Source organism: Burkholderia sp. Bp9090 (assembly GCF_003857985.1).
In the GTDB taxonomy this organism is placed as follows: domain Bacteria; phylum Pseudomonadota; class Gammaproteobacteria; order Burkholderiales; family Burkholderiaceae; genus Burkholderia.
Window position 1 is genome coordinate 78,630 of the sequence record NZ_QTPV01000001.1, and the last position, 17,508, is coordinate 96,137.

The 17,508-nt window shown below is 66.8% G+C and carries 14 protein-coding genes; 5 read left to right on the forward strand and 9 right to left on the reverse strand.

Features of this window, described 5'->3' with window-relative positions; all coding sequences use genetic code 11:
* Positions 1-3: 3 nt before the first annotated feature.
* The gene (locus tag DIE16_RS00360; protein ID WP_124484985.1) at positions 4-924 is read left to right on the forward strand and encodes a LysR family transcriptional regulator; all 921 of its coding nucleotides are present in this window, start codon (positions 4-6) and stop codon (positions 922-924) included.
* 156 nt (positions 925-1,080) lie between these two features.
* On the opposite strand, the gene DIE16_RS00365 is transcribed toward DIE16_RS00360, so the two are convergent.
* The 8 genes from DIE16_RS00365 to DIE16_RS00400 form a co-directional block, all read right to left on the reverse strand.
* Positions 1,081-1,374 carry a putative quinol monooxygenase gene (locus DIE16_RS00365; protein WP_124484984.1) on the reverse strand — a complete coding sequence of 98 codons (294 nt, stop codon included), beginning with the start codon at positions 1,372-1,374 and terminating at the stop codon, positions 1,081-1,083.
* A 133-nt stretch (positions 1,375-1,507) separates the two neighbouring features.
* Complete coding sequence (gene pqqE / locus DIE16_RS00370; RefSeq protein ID WP_185735437.1) at positions 1,508-2,680, reverse strand: pyrroloquinoline quinone biosynthesis protein PqqE; 1,173 nt, start codon at positions 2,678-2,680, stop codon at positions 1,508-1,510.
* Positions 2,652-2,927, reverse strand: a complete 276-nt coding sequence (gene pqqD / locus DIE16_RS00375) for a pyrroloquinoline quinone biosynthesis peptide chaperone PqqD (RefSeq protein ID WP_044842933.1) — start codon at positions 2,925-2,927, stop codon at positions 2,652-2,654. The genes pqqE and pqqD overlap by 29 nt, the downstream gene beginning before the upstream one ends.
* Positions 2,924-3,676 carry a pyrroloquinoline-quinone synthase PqqC gene (gene pqqC, locus DIE16_RS00380; RefSeq protein ID WP_044843142.1) on the reverse strand — a complete coding sequence of 251 codons (753 nt, stop codon included), beginning with the start codon at positions 3,674-3,676 and terminating at the stop codon, positions 2,924-2,926. Before pqqC ends, pqqD begins: the two co-directional genes overlap by 4 nt.
* A 103-nt stretch (positions 3,677-3,779) precedes the next feature.
* Positions 3,780-4,691: a pyrroloquinoline quinone biosynthesis protein PqqB gene (pqqB, locus tag DIE16_RS00385; RefSeq protein ID WP_044842934.1), complete on the reverse strand. Its 912-nt coding sequence runs from the start codon at positions 4,689-4,691 to the stop codon at positions 3,780-3,782.
* 84 nt (positions 4,692-4,775) lie between these two features.
* Complete coding sequence (pqqA, locus tag DIE16_RS00390) at positions 4,776-4,847, reverse strand: pyrroloquinoline quinone precursor peptide PqqA (RefSeq protein WP_124485082.1); 72 nt, start codon at positions 4,845-4,847, stop codon at positions 4,776-4,778.
* Between the two features lie 399 nt (positions 4,848-5,246).
* Positions 5,247-7,448, reverse strand: coding sequence for a glycoside hydrolase family 3 C-terminal domain-containing protein (locus DIE16_RS00395; RefSeq protein ID WP_124891584.1), 2,202 nt, complete (start codon positions 7,446-7,448; stop codon positions 5,247-5,249).
* 508 nt (positions 7,449-7,956) lie between these two features.
* The gene (locus DIE16_RS00400; RefSeq protein WP_124484981.1) at positions 7,957-9,216 is read right to left on the reverse strand and encodes an oligosaccharide flippase family protein; all 1,260 of its coding nucleotides are present in this window, start codon (positions 9,214-9,216) and stop codon (positions 7,957-7,959) included.
* A 575-nt stretch (positions 9,217-9,791) separates the two neighbouring features.
* On the opposite strand from DIE16_RS00400, the gene DIE16_RS00405 reads away from it, so the two are divergent.
* Positions 9,792-11,648, forward strand: coding sequence for a serine aminopeptidase domain-containing protein (locus DIE16_RS00405; protein WP_124484980.1), 1,857 nt, complete (start codon positions 9,792-9,794; stop codon positions 11,646-11,648).
* Positions 11,649-11,809: 161 nt separating this feature from the next.
* Here DIE16_RS00405 and DIE16_RS00410 read toward each other — a convergent pair whose 3' ends face one another.
* Positions 11,810-12,370 carry a hypothetical protein gene (locus DIE16_RS00410; protein WP_260434315.1) on the reverse strand — a complete coding sequence of 187 codons (561 nt, stop codon included), beginning with the start codon at positions 12,368-12,370 and terminating at the stop codon, positions 11,810-11,812.
* Between DIE16_RS00410 and DIE16_RS00415 the strand changes: the two genes are divergently transcribed.
* The 3 genes from DIE16_RS00415 to DIE16_RS00425 are packed head-to-tail and all read left to right on the forward strand — an operon-like array spanning position 12,357 to position 17,246.
* A complete protein-coding gene (locus DIE16_RS00415; RefSeq protein WP_124891585.1) occupies positions 12,357-13,583 on the forward strand; it encodes a polysaccharide biosynthesis/export family protein in 1,227 nt (408 codons plus the stop codon). The genes DIE16_RS00410 and DIE16_RS00415 overlap by 14 nt on opposite strands.
* A gap of 58 nt (positions 13,584-13,641) precedes the next feature.
* A complete protein-coding gene (locus DIE16_RS00420; RefSeq protein WP_124891586.1) occupies positions 13,642-15,915 on the forward strand; it encodes a polysaccharide biosynthesis tyrosine autokinase in 2,274 nt (757 codons plus the stop codon).
* Positions 15,912-17,246, forward strand: coding sequence for an oligosaccharide repeat unit polymerase (locus DIE16_RS00425; RefSeq protein ID WP_124570063.1), 1,335 nt, complete (start codon positions 15,912-15,914; stop codon positions 17,244-17,246). Before DIE16_RS00420 ends, DIE16_RS00425 begins: the two co-directional genes overlap by 4 nt.
* Positions 17,247-17,508: the final 262 nt, after the last annotated feature.

A 17,508-nucleotide genomic window follows, 5' to 3' on the forward strand; every position in this document is an offset into this window, starting at 1 on the left:
CTGATGCAGATACTTCCTGACCTCGAGGCGTGGGCGATTTTCGCGCACGTGCTCGAAACGGGCTCTTTCGTCAGGGCCGCGGAGGCGCTCGACCTCTCGCAGCCGACCGTGTCGAAAGCCATTTCCCGACTCGAACGCCGGCTCGGCACGGCGCTCTTTTATCGAAACTCGCGTCAGGTTTCGCTGACGGCCGCCGGCGAAATCGCCAAATCGCGAGCGATTCGCATTCTCAGCGAAGCCGCGGCGGCGGAGACCGAGGCGTCGTCGCACGCGACGGAACTGCGCGGTCTGGTGCGCGTTGCCGTGCCGATGTCGTTCGCGAGCCGCCACGTCGCGCCGTTGATCCCCGCCTTTCTCGAACGCTATCCGCAGGTGGAGATCGACCTTTGCGTCACCGACCGCATCGTCGATGTGGTCGGCGGCGGGTTCGACGTGGCGGTGCTCATCGCGGAACTCGCCGACTCGTCGCTGCGGGCGCGCCGGCTCTGTGCGGTGAATCACCCGCTGGTGGCTTCGCCGGCCTATCTGAAACGTTGGGGGCGACCGACGCATCCCCGCGACCTGGCCCGGCATGCGTGTCTCGTCTACACGGGGTTGGCGACGCCCGAGCTATGGCAATTCCGTCATGCGTGCGGAGACGCGTTCGCGGTCACGGTGCGCGGCATCATCCGCAGCAACAGCGCCGACGTGATCGTTCCCGCGCTGCTGGCTGGCCGGGGCGTCGCGTTGCAACCCGAGTTCGTCGTCAGGGACGCGTTGATGCGAGGCGAACTGGTGGACGTATTGCCCGAGTGGCGGATCGATCCGGTGGGCGTGAATCTCGTGACGCCGCCGAGCAGCTTGCGGCCGTTGCGCGTGACCGCGTTCCTGGACTATCTGGCGGAGCGCCTCGCTGCCGCGCCATGGGCGGTAGCCGGCGCGTGACGGGCCGTCGGTGCGGAACGTTGCAAAAACGGATTCGATGGGTTGCCGGACACCGCGTCGCTCCTCGCTGAATCCGGGGCGACGACGCGGCGCGCGGCGAGATGTCCGGCGTCGCGCGCACGCGCACGAAACGGTGGTCAGCGCGGGAAAGGAGGGTCAGGCGAGGCGAGACAGTTTGAAGACTTCCGAGCGCTCGACATTCTTCACGCCGTTGGCGTGGAAATTCAGGATGTGTGCGCCTTGCGTGTGATGCTTTTCGCGCAGGGCGGGATCCGCCCAATGTTCGACAAAAACGAACCGGCGCGGATCTTCGCTGTCGACATGCACCTCGTAGCGCAGATTGCCTTCTTCATTCTGCGACGGACCGGCAAGGGCGATCAGGTCTTCGCGCAATTGCGCCTCCTGCCCCGCCTTGGCGTACAGCACGGCGACGATATGAAGGTCGTTCATGGTCTGCTCCGGTAATGGGTCTGACGATCGCTTTCGATCGAACGAATTATAGTGAGCCGGCCCGACGCGATGCGCGAACATTGCGTTCCAAATCAGGAAACACCGGCGATCGGCGGCGAGCGCGCGGCGCCGTTCAGGTCTTCGTCAATTCACGCGAATTGCGTACGTTGCGAAACACGAGTTGTGTCATGGGTTGCGGCGGCGCGAGCGCGGCCTCGCGTGCTTTCTCGATCAGGCCGTGATGAGGCGACTTGCCGCAGACGGGATCGGTGAGGCTTGCATCGCCCGTCATCAGATACGCCTGGCATCGGCACCCGCCGAAGTCCTTCTTCTTCTCGTCGCACGACTTGCAGGGTTCGGGCATCCAGTCGTCGCCGCGGAAGCGGTTGAAGCCGGACGATTCGTACCAGATGTGTCGCAGGTCGTGATCGCGCACGTTCGGAAAGGCGATCGGCAGTTGCCGCGCGCCGTGGCACGGCAGTGCGGTGCCGTCCGGCGTGACGATCAGGAACAGGCTGCCCCAGCCGCTCATGCAGGGCTTCGGCCGCTCCTCGTAATAGTCGGGCGTGACGAAGATCAGCCTGCATGGGTTGTTCGCGGCGGCGAGCTTCGCCCGATACGCGTTCGTGATGCGCTCCGCGCGCTCGAGCTGTGCGCGGGTGGGGAGCAGCGCCTGACGGTTCAGGTAGGCCCATCCGTAATACTGGCACGTCGCGAGCTCGACGTAGTCCGCGTCGAGCGCGATGCACAGCTCGATGATGCGGTCGATGTCGTCGATGTTGTGGCGGTGCGTGACGAAGTTCAGCACCATCGGATAGCCGTGCGCCTTGACCGCGCGGGCCATCGCGAGCTTGTGGGCGAATGCCTTTTCCGATCCGGCCAGCATGTCGTTGACCGTCGCGTCGCTCGCCTGGAAGCTGATCTGGATGTGATCGAGGCCGGCTTGGCGAAACGCATCGATCTTCTGCTCGGTCAGGCCGATACCCGACGTGATCAGGTTCGTGTAGTAACCGAGGCGGCGCGCCTCGCCGATCAGTGCGGCAAGATCCGGACGGACGAGCGGTTCGCCGCCCGAGAAGCCGATCTGCACGGCGCCCATCTCGCGCGCTTCGGCCATGACCCTGAACCATTGTGCCGTGTCGAGCTCCGCGCCCTGGCGCGAGAAATCGAGCGGATTCGAGCAGTATGGGCACTGCAGCGGGCACCGGTACGTCAGTTCGGCCAGCAGCCACAGCGGCAATCCGGTTGCCGGCCGCGCGGCGTCGGGCGTCACCGGTTCACGCGAGTTCGATCCAGTGTTGGGCACGGGCGGTCTCCATGAAATCCTCGACGTCGGTACCGAGTTCGGGCACGTCGGGGAATTGCCGTTCGAGATGCGCAACGATGTCCGCGACGGTGCGCGTGCCATCGATCAGCCCGCCGATCGCACTCGCGCTTTCGTTGAATCTGACCATGCCTTCGGGGTACAGCAGCACGTGCGCATGCTGGGCCGGCTCGAACTGGAAGCGAAAACCCGGCCGCCAGCGCGGCACGCGATTCCTGTCGAAATTCATGGTGCGATTCCCTTGTGCCAGACCGGCTGGTCGGTGACGGTGTGATAAGGCGGCCGATGCAGTTCGTAGGCCATCGACATCGCGTCGAGCATCGTCCACAGCACGTCGAGCTTGAACTGCAGGATATCCAGCATCCGCTGCTGGCTCTCGTAGGTCGTGTAATGCCGCAGCGTGATGTCGAGCCCGTGCTCGACGTCGCGGCGCGCCTGACCGAGGCGCGTGCGGAAATACGCGTAGCCGTCCGGATCGATCCACGGGTAGTGGCGCGGCCAGGTGTCGAGGCGCGACTGGTGGATCTGCGGCGCAAACAGTTCCGTGAGCGAGCTGCTCGCAGCTTCCTGCCAGTTCGCGCGGCGCGCGAAATTCACGTAGGCGTCCACGGCGAAACGCACGCCGGGCAGCACGCGTTCCTGCGAGCGCAACTGCGCGCGGTCCAACCCGACCGCTTCACCGAGCCTCAGCCACGCCTCGATACCGCCTTCGTCGCCGGCGGTTCCGTCGTGATCGATCAGGCGCTGGACCCACTGGCGGCGAACCTCGCGGTCGGGGCAATTCGCGAGGATCGCCGCGTCCTTCAGCGGAATGCTGACCTGATAATAGAAGCGGTTCGCGACCCAACCCTGGATCTGCTCCCGGGTCGCGCGGCCTTCGAACATCGCGACGTGGTACGGATGGTGGATGTGATAGAAGGCGCCCTTGGCACGCAGCGCCTGTTCGAACTGGGCGGGAGTGAGAGCGGGTTGGCTCATCGACGGTTCCATGACGTTGGGGACAGTGGAAGGGCGTGCGTCGTACCGCAATCGACGTCGTATGCATCACGATGCGTGTCGCGGAAGCGGGACCATGCGTTTTTTATAGCACGATGTCCATCCCGTCAAAGGCGACCTCGATCCCGCGCTGCCGCAATTCCGCGCGTTCGGGAGAACCTTCGTCGAGGATCGGATTGGTGTTGTTGACGTGAATCAATACCTTGCGCGGGCCCGGCACCCGGGCCAGCACGTCGAGCATGCCGCCCGGACCGTTCAGTGCGAGATGACCCATTTCGCGGCCGGTGCGTACACCGACGCCGCGTCGCAGCATCTCGTCGTCGTCCCACAGCGTGCCGTCCACGAGCACGCAGTCCGCGTCGTTCATCCGTTGCAGCAGCGCGTCGTCCACCGTGCCGAGCCCGGGTGCATGGAACAACGTGCCGCCGGTGCGGCGATCCTCGACGAGCAGGCCGATGTTGTCGCCGGGATGCGGATCGAAGCGATGCGGCGAATAGGGTGGCGCCGCACTGCTCAGCGGCAGCGGCGTGAAGCGCAGGTTCGGGCAGGCCGGCACGGTGAAGCTGTCGCCGAGCACGATGCGGTTCCAGACCAGCCCGCCGTTCCAGTGCGCGAGCATGTTGAACAGCGGAAAGCCGCTGATGAGGTCATGGTGGACCATGTCGGTACACCACAGCTGCAGCGGACAGCCTTCGCGCAGGCTGAGCAGGCCGGCGGTATGGTCGATCTGGCTGTCCATCAGCACGACGGCGGCGATGCCGGTGTCGCGCAGCGCGCGGCCCGGCTGCAACGGCGGGAAGGCTTGCAGCTGCGCGCGAATGTCGGGGGACGCGTTGCACAACACCCAGTTCGCGCCGTCGTCGGACAGCGCGATCGACGACTGGGTGCGGGCCTGCGCGTCGATCGTGCCCGCGCGAAAACCCGCGCAGTTCGCACAGTTGCAGTTCCATTGCGGAAAGCCGCCGCCCGCGGCGGATCCGAGGATGTGTATGAGCATGACGGTGCGACGAGGGGCCGGGGTGCGAAGCAAAGAAAAAGCCTCGGCAGACCGAGGCTTTCCTTTCCGGATGGCGTGCCCGAATCAGCGATTCGACACGTACATCGTGACTTCGAAACCGAGTCGCAGATCAGTGTAGGCAGGTTTGGTCCACATGGGAGAACTCCTTTGCAATGACGACTGACGACGAAGCGCGCCCGCGGACCTGCCGACATGTTCTACTCCGACCATCGGCGACGAGACCGTGCTGCGGCTTCACTACGCTATCACATTCGTGCGGTGGGCGGCCGGCACGAAGTCCGGTAAATCGCACGTTCACATCCTAGCCGAACGGGGCGCACGAGCAAGTCAATCCGGGCATGGATGGCATTCCCGGTTTTCATTCATGTGCGCATCGCGCACGCATTGCCGACACCTGGTCGACAATGTGAACGAAACGCGGCGATTGTGCATCGTTTGCCGGCCGGTGGCGCCTCTTTAATCGTACGAATCGACGCGTTGTGCGCGGGTGCCGGGCGGCGTTCCACCCGACACCGGCATCGTCAGGCCGGCTGCCTAGCTACCCTGCAGCCGGATATCGCGCGACGATCCGCCGACATACACCGTCCCGCCCGGCACGACCTTCCAGCCATTGCGCGACGTATCCCACACGCTCTGCATCCGCGGCGACACGGTCACGCGGACATGCCGTGCCTCGCCCGGGTTCAGCCGGATCTTTTCCCAGCCGACCAGCCGCTTCGGCGGCTCGTCCTTGTACGGCACGCCGAGATAGACCTGCGGCGTTTCCGCGCCGGCGACACGCCCGTCGTTGCGCACGGTAAACGCGACGCTCAGCGAGCCGTCCCGTTGCCGCGACACCGACAACCCGGAATACGCGAAGTGCGTGTACGACAGCCCGTGGCCGAATTCGAACATCGGCTTGATGTTGCGAGCGTCGTACCAGCGGTAGCCCATGTTCAGCTTCTCCGCGTAGACGGGGTCGTTGTCGAATGCGCCGCCTTGCCCCCACGTCGGCGTGTCCTGGTCGCGCGCCGGGAACGTGACGGGCAGCTTGCCGGACGGGTTGACCGCGCCGAACAGCACGTTCGCGATGGCCTTGCCGCCGCCTTCGCCCGGATACCACGCCTCGACGATTGCCGACACGTTGTCCTTCCACGGCATCAGCACCGGGTTGCCGCTCTGGACGACGACGATCGTGTGCGGGTTCGCCCGCGCGACCGCTTCGACGAGCGCATCCTGATTCGACGGATTCGCGAGGCTCAGGCTTTGCAGATCGCCGAAATCCTCGCCGGCCGGCTGCGCGACCACGACGATCGCGACGTCCGAGCGGCCCGCGAGCGCCGCGGCCTGGTCGATTTCCTGCTGCGTGTACGCGCGGAACGGCGACTGCTGGTCGCTGTTGCCCGCGAACGTGACCTGTGCCGCCGGCGCGAGCGCGCGGATCGCCGCGACGATCGGCACGTCGACCTTGAGCCACGGATTGCGCCACCAGCTGCAGCCGGTCGACGCCCCGAACGTCAGGCCGCCGCAGCCCGCGAACGAACCGGTGACCGGATCGCGCGTGTTGCCCGAGCCGCCGCCCGACAGCACGGCCGCGTCGGCGTGGCCGCCGATCACCGCGATGCGCGACAAGGCCGCCGCCGCCAACGGCAACTGGTTGCCGTCGTTCTTAAGCAGTACGATCGACTGCTCGGCGACGCTCTGCGCGAACCGGTTCGCGGCCGCGAAATCGATCGTGCCGCCGCCCTTGGCCGGATCGTCCATCACGCCGACGCGGATCATCACCGCGAGCTTGCGGCGCACCATGTCGTCGAGGCGCGCGGTCGATACCGAGCCGTTCGCGATCGCCTGCTTGACGGCCGCCGGCGTCAGGTAGACCGACGGGCCGACGTCTTCTTCCTCGTCGAGCCCGGCGTTGATCGCGGTGGCCGTGCTGTGCGTCGCGCCCCAGTCGGATTGCACCTGGCCCTGGAAGCCCCATTCGTTCTTCAGCACGTCGTTCAGCAGATGCGTGTTCTCGCACGCGTATGCGCCGTTCAGGCGGTTGTAGCTGCACATCACGCTGCCGGGCTGCCCGCGCTTCGCGGCGATCTCGAACGGCAGCAGGTAGAGCTCGCGCAGCGTGCGTTCGTCGATCTGCGTGTTGCCGCCCATCCGGCCATGCTCCTGTTCGTTGCCGGCATAGTGCTTGATGGTCGCGATGACCTTCTGCCGCTGCGTGGCGAGCGTGCGCTCCGCGAGCAGGTCGCCTGCGAGCAGCGGATCCTCGCCGAGATACTCGAACAGCCGGCCGCCGCGCGGCTCGCGCGCGAGGTTGGTGCCGCCGCCGAGACCCATGCCGAACCCTTGCGCGCGCAACTGGATCGCGACCTGCTTGCCGTAGTCGTACGACAGGCGGCGATCCCAGCTCGCGGCGACGGCGATCGTGGCGGGGAAGGTCGTGCTCGCGAGCGACGTGCTGCCGGAGCCGGTCGCGGAGTCGACCATGTTGAGATCGGGAATGCCGAGCCGCGGCACGCCCTGGATGTAGCCGGCACCGCCGTTCGGCACCTTCGACATTTCGTATTGCGAATGGATGAACTGCAGTTTCTCGTCGAGCGTCATCTTGCGCACGAGGACGTCGGCGCGCCGCTGCGCGGCGGACGACGCGAATGCGTCGGCGGCGTCGCCCTGTGAATTGAAATCGGCGTTGCCTGCGTAGGCGGTGGTGCAGAGGGTCGCTGCCAGCACGACGGCCGGCCAGTGTTTGTCCCGCATGTTGCTCTCCATGATCGTATTGCCGGTTGTTGTTCGGATGATGTCTGGAGCTGCGCACGTCCGGTGGATTCGCACCGGACGCATTCGGCTGGCGATGCAGGGTGGTTGCGCGTCGGCATGCCAGGCCAGGCGGGGAATCGTTACGGCCGGTTGGGCCCGATCGGACAACGCGGACGGCGACGCGGACCGTCCGACACTGCCGAATCGGATGTAGCGATTCTCTGCAGTGGCCAATCGTACGAATGTAGTTTGACTACAGCATCGGTGTTTCTACTTATACGTATGATCTTTTTTCGATGCGGGTGTGCGATGTGGGGAAAAGCCGGTAAGCGTTCCTGATTGTGCGTGTGCAGCAGGGTAAGAAGTACCCGCGGGCGGTCGTTTCGAGGGGAGGCGGATTGGGGGCGGCGACGGGGGCGTGTGGGGGAGTCGTTGCGTGTGCATCGAATGGAACCCCGTCGAATTCCCGTCGCCTCGGGGAAAACCGGCAGCACGGACGCTGCGCCAGCTAACCGCGCCGAGCGACGGGACTGCCCGGCAGTGGAATCCCGGCACGATAGACGACGGTCGCGAGCGCCGCTGCGACCGCAGCCTCGGCCGTCAGCACGGCGGCGGCGGCGCCCAGTTCGGCGAAGTACTTCGCGAGCACCGGCACGAGCACGATGTTCAGAATGCCCGATGACATCAGGACACGCGTGAATTCGGACTTCATTCCAAGCGGCAGCATCGTCTGCACACCGAAGAGGTCGGTCATTCCGGCCATGAATGGAATGAAGGCCATCCAGCGCAGCACCTGGACCGTCGGTTCGTACGAAGGGCCGTACAGGATGCGCACGGCGAGCGGCGCGCCGAAGAAGATCGCGAGCGAGATGCCGAGCACCATCGCGACCTGCACCACGAACAGCTTGCGCAGGAACGAGAACGCGTCGTTTCGCGCATGCCGCATCAGATAGCTGATGCGAGGATAGGTGGCGGCCTTCAGCGGCTGGAGCATGCTGAGCGCCGCGCGGATCAGCTTGTCGCCGGCGGCGAAGTAGCCGGCTGCGACGTTGCCCGACACGAAGCCGAGCAGCACGGTGTTGGTCGACGCATAGAACGCGATCGACGTCGATGCGAGGAACACCTGCCAGCCGCCTTTCAGCGATTCGGCGATGTCGGCGAAACCTACGCGAACGAAGTCGATTTCGCGCTGGGCATACAGATAGACGGCCAGTACGAGCGCGGACAGCGTCGGGACGGCCGCGTTGACGATCATCGCGCGGTCGATGTCCGCCGGGCTATGCACGAGCGCGAACATCGCGGGCAGGCTCAGGATGCGGCCAACGAACAGGATCACGCTCAGCGCGCGCAACTTCTCCATGCCCTGGAAATACCAGCCCGGCGTGAACGCCACGCCGGCCACCATCCCGAAGCCGATCAGCAGCAGGTCGCGGTCTTCGCCGAAGCGGCCGACCAGCACGATCAGCCCGACCAGCACGATGAAACAGATCACCGCGATGCCGATCTGCGCATACAGCGTCGCCCAGAAGATGCGGGAGCGTTCGGCGCGGTCGTCGCGCGCGAGCGCGATGCGCGGCGTGGCGGTCAGGTCGAAGCTGTAGCTCGTGCAGTTGGTGAGGTACGCGATGACCGCGAGCGAGAACGCGAGCTGCCCGTAGCCTTCCGGGCCCAGCGCGTGCGTGAGCAACGGTGCGATCAGCAGCGGCACCGCATACATCGAAATCTGCAGCGTCAGCAGCAGCAGGAAATTCTTCTTGAGGTTTGACATTCGCTTGGTCGGCGCCGTGGGTGTCGCAGGGTGGCGAGGTGCGGGCCGCCGTGCGCTCGCGCGGCCGGTCGGCGCTGACCCGGCTGCGTGGGTTCGCGGCCCGTTCCGGCTGGCGCCGGTTTCGTCCGGCGATGCCGGACACGGCCACATCGCATGGCGGTCATGATACGGGGCGAGCGAGACGACTGTGTTCGCGAGCCTACCTTTCGCGGATTCGGCGCACACGCCCGGCGCGAATCGGAACAGCGGGCGCCTCGTTGTATCGCCACGGTAATGAATGCATTTGTAAGCTGGCGCACCGAAGGGCGCTCGGGCCGAGTGCTCTAATCGAACGACTGTTTGCGTGCGCGGCAGACATGGCTTGACGACGACTCGGGCCGGCAACCTGCCGCTGCCAGGCAACGGGGCAGGACAACGCATCGCGAAGGGACGGGTTGCGCAGGGGCGTGGCGGAGGTCCGTTGCGTGAGGGCCGTGCGCCGTAGAGCGGTCACATGACCGTGGAGTGGCCGATTCCGGTGTGCCGCCGGACGCGTGTCCGCATCCGATAACAAATACCGAGCCGAGGAGTACCGATTGAAGCCGATAACGTTCGGCAGCTGCGTGGGGTGGCTGCACGAAGGACATACGACACAAGGCGTGATCCTGTGCGAATCGCTGGGTCACGAGGCATCGTGGACGCACAAGCTCATGCGGGCGATCGCGGAGCGGCTGGCCCGCGAGGGTGTCACGGTATTGCGATTCAACTACCCGTGCACCGGCGACTCGGCGGGCGACGATCGCGACGCCGGTCGGTATGTCGCGAGCATCGCCAGCATTCACGACGCGATCGACCTGTTGCGCGATCAGGTTGGCGTAACCACGCTGACGCTCGTCGGGATCCGCGCGGGCGCGTTGTTCGCGATGCTGGCCGCCGCGGGCGTGGGCCCGCGCCCGGCGCCGCGCGTCGACGCCCTGGTGGCGCTGGCGCCGGTCGTGCGCGGTCGCGCCTACCTGCGCGAGCTGTCGTTCGTGCATCGCCAGTGGCTCGATATCACGTCGCCCGCGATCCGCGCCGCGCATCGCGACGAACCGTGCATGAACGTGCTCGGACACCGGTTTCCCGACGACTTCGTCGATGCGCTGAAGGCGGTCGATCTGTGCGACGTCGTGCGCGATGCGCCGACGTTGCCTGGCGCGATGCTGCTGATCCAGCCCGATCAGGGCGACGGGCCGGCATTGCGCGAAGCGCTGTTCGAGCGCGGTGTGGACGTTGCGAGCGATGCATTCCGCGAATGGCCGACGACGATGCTGGACGGCACGCGCTCGCGCTTGCCGCTCGCGGCGATCGACACGCTCGCGAACTGGATCGCCGAACGCGCGCCGCGTATGTCGGCTGGCGCCGAAACCCCGATGCAAACGGATTCGGCGTGGAATGGCGAGTCGGCCGTCGCGCTGGACCTGCACGACATGACCGAGCAGGTCGTCGCGGTCGGTCCGGACCGGCTCGTCGGCGTGCTGTGCCGTCCCGCCGACACGCGGCCTGCGAATCCGGTCGGCCCGGCGCTCGTGATCGCGAACACGTCGACGAACCCGCGCAGCGGCGAAGGGCGCTTCAGCGTGCGCCTCGCGCGCGCGCTGGCACGCACCGGCGTGACGACACTGCGGATCGACGTGCATGGCGTCGGCGATAGCGGGCCCGCCGCGCTGGACGACCAGTCGGGCGTCGTGTATTCGGCGCGGTCGAGCGACGACGTGGCCGCTGCCGCGGACTGGCTGCGCGCGCTCGGTCACCCGGAGGTGGCCGCGGCGGGCATTTGTTCCGGCGCCTATGCGGCGTTGCATGCGGCCGTGAAGACGCCGTCGCTCGGCGGCGTGATCGCGATCAATCTCGCCCGCTTCGTGTGGCCGGCCGGACTCTCGCTCGAGGCAGTGCAGAAGCAGCGGAACAACTCGGTGCGCGGTTACTGGCTTTCGGTGCGCGACTGGCAGAAATGGAAGCGCCTCGTGCGGGATCGGCGCGACCTGCGGCCAATCGTGCGGGCGGTGGCCGCGAATGCGATCGCGCGGGTCAGCGTGCCGGCGAAGGCGCTTGTCGCGCGCGCCGGCTGGAAGCCGGGCATCGGCACGCCGCGCGGCGTGATGCACGAGCTTGCGCAGCGCAACGTATGGACGACGCTGGTGTACGGCGCGCTTGATCCCGGCATCGACGATGTCCGGCGTCACTTCGGTGCAATCGAGCGCGCGTTCCGGTGCTCGCGTCACGTGCGTCTGTACCTCGAGCCGCAGGTCGACCATGCGGTGTACGGCGCGGTGGGCACGGACATCGTGATCGACCGGTGCATGCAGGCGCTCGGTCGCGACTCGATCCGGCCGGTCGCGCGCGTCGCCGATCCGGCCGCACCGGAAGCGGCCGCGCGATCGTACACGAGCGTGTCCGTCGGCCGGTCGTGATGCGCGCCGCGTCGCACGCGGCGGCGCATCGGGGTGCGATCCCCTCTACGCATGAAGATCGGCGTTCGGTGGGGTCCCTCACAGACGTGCCGTTCGCCGTGGTGTCCAATTCCGTATCGGTGCATCGCCGGTCATGCCGAGGCATGACCGGCCGGGATGCTTCAGTCCGGATCGTCCGGTTGCTCATAGGGCGACTTCGCGTAGGGCGACGCATACAACCTGTCGCTGCGCCATACGTCGTCGGCGGGTGCACTGGCCGCTTGCGGGCGATGCGGCCGCCCCGGCACGAGCGGCCGGCGCAGCGCGCCGCGAGCGCGCGTTTCGGGCTGGACGGCGGTGCTGGCGACGGGACGCGCGGAAGCGGACATCGCGACTCCGGAGGCGGCTGCAGCGGGTTCGACGGCGTCGCTTGTCGCGGCGGCTTGCGCCGATCGCTGCAGCGGTACGGGCGGGAGCGCCGCCGCCGATGCGAACGTCGGTGCGTTGGCCGGGACGGCGGGCAACGTCTGCGCATCGACGGCGCAGACGATGCCGGCCGAGGCGATGCAGACGAGTAACGAAAGCGACGAAGAGCAGTTCATGACGAATCGTACGGTTTGACGTGCGGTGTAGAGGGAGGCGCGGCACCGTGATGCGAGCCGCGCCGGCAAGCGTAATGCCGGAATTCGCCGCGTTCGGCGGGTTACCACACAGTTTTGGAAGGGCACGATGTCAATCACCACGCAACCCGAATCGACGCACGGAGCGCCGCAGGCACGCATGGCCGGCACCCGTCGCGCACCGTGGCTGTCGCGCATCGCGATCGTGGCGGCCGCATGCGCACTGAGCGCATGTGCGTTGTCGCCGGGCATGACGTACCGGGCGCCTGCCGACCGTGACGCGAATGCGCGCGTGAGCGCCGATGCATCGGGCGCGGGCGGCCTCGACGGTGTGCAGAACGTGTCGAGCGAGGATCTGATCGAAATCACGCCGGCGTTCGTCGCGCAGCAGCGTGCGAGCCGGCCGGCCGATGTCGATGCGGAAATCCGCCAGCTGTTCGGCAAGCCGAAGCCGTACGCGATCGGCCCGGGCGACGTGCTCGGCATCGTCGTATGGGACCACCCCGAACTGAACCTGCCGACGACGCAGACGACGGCGGGCGGCGACGGTGTCGGTGCCAGTTCGGTCGCGACCGGCTACACGGTCGACGCAAACGGCAACGTGCAGTTCGCGTATGCCGGCCTCGTGCACGTGGCGGGGCTGACCGAGGCGCAGGCGCGCGCGCTGCTGACGAAGCGTCTCGGCGAATACGTACGCAAGCCGCAGATCGCGCTGCGCGTGCAGACCTATCGCAGCAAGCGTGTCTATCTCGATGGCGAGGTGCGCACGCCGGGTCTGCAGATCGTCAACGACATGCCGATGACGTTGCCCGAGGCGATCGACCGCGCGGGCGGCTTTACCCCGACGGCCGATCGCTCGCAGGTCTCGGTGACGCGCGGCGACAAGACCGTGAACGTGAGCCTGCCGGCGCTGATCGCCGCGGGCGTGAACCCGTCGAACATCCTGCTGCGCGACGGCGATCTCGTGCGCGTGCGCGCGGCGAGCGACGCGAAGGTGTTCGTGCTCGGCGAGGTGTCGCGGCCCGCGACGCTGACGCTGACCGACGGCCGGATGAGCCTCGGCGAAGCACTCGGCGACACGGGCGGCGCGAGCCAGTACACGTCGGACGCGCGCCAGGTGTTCGTCGTGCGTCGTGGCCCGGACAACCGCCCGCGGGTGTACCACCTCGACGGCAGTTCGCCCGCGTCGTTCGCGCTGGCCGATCAGTTTCCGCTCGAGCGTCGCGATGTCGTGTTCGTCGATGCGTCGTCGCTGGTGCGCTGGAGCCGCGTCGTCAACCTGCTGATTCCGTCGTCCGCGCAGGGTGCGCTGACGGCCAAGGCGATTTCGCCGTGACCCTCATGACCCATTTCGTCATCGCGACCGCGCGTCGCGCCTACGGGACTGATGCCGTATGACTTCCTCGACCCTGCCCGACCCGCACAGCGGGCCCGCCCTGCGGCCGTCCTATCCGGTGCGCCGCTACTGGGGCATGCTGTACGGCGGCCGGCGCCTGATCCTTGGCACGGCGCTCGCGGGCGCACTCGTTGGCGCCGTGTATGCGCTGTGTGCGGCCCCCGTCTACCGGACCGACATCCTGTTCCAGGTCGAGCAAAGCCCGACCGACTCGAAATCGACGTCGCCGACCGGTGATCCGTCGTCGGTATTCGACCTGAAGACGGATGCGTCGACCGAGATCGAAGTGTTGAAATCCCGCGCGGTGCTCGATCGCGCGATCGACAGCACCAATCTGGCCGTCGACGCCAGGCCGCATTACCTGCCGCTGATCGGCTGGCGGTTCGTGAACGCGGCCGACGGGCTGTCGTCGCCGCTGCCGGGCGGCTATGTGTACGGCACCGAGCGCATCGACGTGCCGACCTTCGACGTGCCGAAGCGCCTGCTCGGCAAGCGGTTCGCGCTGACCGTCGGCGACGACGGCGCCTACACGCTGCAGCGTACGGGCTGGTTCGGCCGCAAGGGGCCGGCATGGCAGGGCCGCATCGGGCAGCCGCTACATGTCGAGACGCCGCAGGGGCCGCTCGACATATTCGTGCGCGGCGTGGCCGGCAAGCCCGGCGCACGCTTCGACCTGACGCGCTACAGCGACGAGGAGGCGACGGCCTGGCTGCAGAAGAACGCGCTGATCTCGGAGCGAGGCAAGCAGTCGAACATGGTCGGCGTGACGCTTGACGGCACCGATCCCGTGCACGACAGCCGTGTGCTGAACGCGATCGGCGACGCATACCTGGCGCAGAACACGCAGCGCAAGTCCGAGGCGGCCGACAAGCTGATCCGCTTCATGGACGCCCAGTTGCCGCAGCTCAAGGCGCAGCTCGAAAAGGCGGAAAGCCGCTTCAACGCGTTCCGGGCCTCGCACGGGACGGTCAATACGAGCGACGAGGCGCTGGCGTTGCGCCAGCAGTCGGTCGACATCGAGACGCGCGTGCAGACGCTGCAGCAGCGGCGCGAGGAATTGCTGACGCGCTTCATGCCGAAGCATCCGGCCGTGGTGGCCGTCGATGCTCAGCTCTCCGACGCGCAGCGTTCGCTCGACACGACACGCAAGCAGATCCAGCAACTGCCGACCGTCGAACAGGGCGTGCTGCAGTTGCAGCGCGACGTGGCCGTCGACACGGCGCTGTACACGAACCTGCTCAACACGCGCCAGCAGATGATCCTCGCGCGGGCCAGCAAGACCGGCACCGTGCGGATCGTCGATACGGCGAAGGTCGCCGAGCAGCCGATCGGCCCGCATCGCGGGGTCGCCGTGATCGCCCTGCTGATGGTGGGCCTGCTGGCAGGCGCGGCAATCGTGATCGTCCGGCAGCGCATCGTCGGCACGATCGGCGATGCCGAGGAAATCGAATGGACGACGGGACTGCCCGTGTTCGCGACCGTGCCGCACAGCCCGGGCGCGGCGCAAGCGGAGCTGCGCCCGAAGGCCGGACGGCGTGGCGCGCGCGCGCAGGTGCCGTCGGTCGCCGTGCAGGACGCGGCGCTCGAAAGCCTGCGCAATTTCCGTGCGGCACTGCAACTGTCGATGCCGGACACGTCGAATCCCGTCGTGTTGATTTCCGGGCCGACGACGGGTGTCGGCAAGTCGTTCGTCGCCGCGAATATCGCGTCGCTCGTCGGCGCGGCGAAGCGGCGAGTCCTGCTGATCGATGCCGACCTGCGCAAGGGGTCGCTGCACGAACGATTCCGCTACAGCCGCGCACCGGGCCTGTCGGACGTGGTGGCTGGCACCCATCGGCTCGACGAGGCGATCAAGCGCGGCATCGTGCCGGGCCTCGATTTCATCGCGATGGGCAGCGTCGTGCCCGATCCGGGCGAGCTGCTGCTGCAGCCCGCGCTCGCCGAACTGATCGAGCAGGTCGCATCGCGCTACGACATGGTCGTGATCGACGGCCCGCCGTTGCTGCCGGTGGCCGATGCGCTGGTGCTCGGCCGCCTCGCGGGAACCGTGTTCCTCGTCGCGCGCAGCGGCGTGACGACACTGGCGGAACTCGACGAAAGCGCACGACGGCTCGAACAGGCGCATATCGACGTGCGCGGCGTGGTCCTGAACGATTACAAGGGCGCGCCGGGACGGTACGACTATGGATATGCGGATACGAACACGCATCAAGCCGCGGCGGTCGCCAAGGGAATGGCGGTATCGCGACAACAGATGGAACGGGCTTCATGAGACGGCGGCGTGCGGGCGACGGCAGGCTCCGTCCGCGACAGAGCGGGGCGACGGCGCGCAGGGCGGCGCGTGTCCGTCGCGAGGCAGGTGCTTACACAGGTTACTGGTGGGAAGATCCCGCCCGCCTCGTGCTGATCTTCATCCTGCCGTTGTACGGGATGTTGTCGCTGAGTCTGCTGGTCAATCAGAAATCGATCGCGCGGCTCTACTTCGACGGCTATTACGCATTGGTCGGCGCGTTGTTCCTGCTGGTCGTCGTGGTGACGGCGTGGCTGGCGACGACCGAGGCGCAGTCGCGCCGGGGGCCGCCGGCCGCGCCAGCCGAGTTGCCCGCCGGCGTACTCGATTTCGTGTTCGTGCTCGCGCTGTTCGGCAATCTCATGCTGCTGGGCGGGATTCTCGCGCGTCCGGCGTTGTTGCTGGCGTTCCTGCACGGCGAAGCGAATGCGTATGTCATGCTCGAGCAGAAAGGGCACTTCACGGGCCTGAGCTCGTTCACGCAGGCAGCCGCGCCGTACGTCGCGTTGTATTTCTACGTGTTCAAGACGCCGGTCAAAGGGGTGAACCGCTACAAGGTTTACCTGGGCGTGCTCGCGGTGCTGACGCTGCTGCGCAGCTTCATCTTTGCCGAGCGGCTCGCGTTGATCGAGGTGGCGCTGCCATGCGCGCTCATGATCGTGCGGTTCCGGCTCGGCGGCCGGTTCTCGCGACTGCTGACGCTCGGGCCGTACGCCGCGATTCCGTTGCTGTTCGGGCTCTTCATCGCGAACGAGTACAACCGGTCGTGGGAAGCCTATTACGTCACCATCTACGACAACCTTTTCGATTTCGCGCTCGAACGTCTCGGCCTCTATTACTCGACGGCGCTGAACAACGGTGCGGGGATACTGAGCGTGCTCGGCTGGGACCGCGGCCATCCGATGTTCACTTTCGACTGGCTGCTGCATTTTCCGATCATCGGCGCACCGTTGCAGCCGTGGCTCGACTCGACCGACAGCATCACCGTGTTCCTGAACAGCTACGCCGACCCGGAATTCAACAATCCCTCCGGGATCTTCGTTCACTTTTACGAATGGGGCTGGTTCGGGCTGCTCGATGCGGTTGTCCTCGGCTGGGTGTTCGGACGGAGCTACGCAGGCTGGCGGAGCGGAGCCGGGTTCTGGTGTTGCGCGCATGCCGTGCTCTACGTTTCGATCATGGAGATTCTTCGAATTCCGAATTTGTTCAGCGGACGGAATTTCGTGCCGATTGTCTTGCTGATCGCCGTGTTCCGCTATTTCGTCAAGCGACCGGCATCGGTCCCGCCGGCCACCCATCCTGCCGCACCGTGAGGCGCACGCGGGCGCGCTGACGTGTCGATCGACGGCCTGGTTCGCAGCGTATCGCAGCACGAATGCCGCCGATGACCAGTCGACGTTCGGCCTCGCGTCGCGGTGCCTGTCGTGCGCGAAACGGGGGGCAGCCGCGTGCCCGTTCGACATCGCGTTCGCGAGTCGAAACCTGCGTTCCAGCCAGGTCACCTCCCGGAAAAGTAGCTTTTCGCACGTTAATGATTCGATCGCCGGGCTAGCATTTGCACGATGGTCGAGGTTG

Bases quoted from the DNA above. Each gene is read 5' to 3' on its own strand.
- DIE16_RS00425 (WP_124570063.1), top strand. From the start codon at position 15,912: ATGAGACGGCGGCGTGCGGGCGACGGCAGGCTCCGTCCGCGACAGAGC.
- DIE16_RS00415 (WP_124891585.1), top strand. From the start codon at position 12,357: ATGTCAATCACCACGCAACCCGAATCGACGCACGGAGCGCCGCAGGCA.
- DIE16_RS00420 (WP_124891586.1), top strand. From the start codon at position 13,642: ATGACTTCCTCGACCCTGCCCGACCCGCACAGCGGGCCCGCCCTGCGG.
- DIE16_RS00400 (WP_124484981.1), bottom strand. From the start codon at position 9,216: ATGTCAAACCTCAAGAAGAATTTCCTGCTGCTGCTGACGCTGCAGATT.
- DIE16_RS00360 (WP_124484985.1), top strand. From the start codon at position 4: ATGCAGATACTTCCTGACCTCGAGGCGTGGGCGATTTTCGCGCACGTG.
- DIE16_RS00365 (WP_124484984.1), bottom strand. From the start codon at position 1,374: ATGAACGACCTTCATATCGTCGCCGTGCTGTACGCCAAGGCGGGGCAG.
- pqqD (WP_044842933.1), bottom strand. From the start codon at position 2,927: ATGAATTTCGACAGGAATCGCGTGCCGCGCTGGCGGCCGGGTTTTCGC.
- pqqC (WP_044843142.1), bottom strand. From the start codon at position 3,676: ATGAGCCAACCCGCTCTCACTCCCGCCCAGTTCGAACAGGCGCTGCGT.
- pqqB (WP_044842934.1), bottom strand. From the start codon at position 4,691: ATGCTCATACACATCCTCGGATCCGCCGCGGGCGGCGGCTTTCCGCAA.
- DIE16_RS00395 (WP_124891584.1), bottom strand. From the start codon at position 7,448: ATGCGGGACAAACACTGGCCGGCCGTCGTGCTGGCAGCGACCCTCTGC.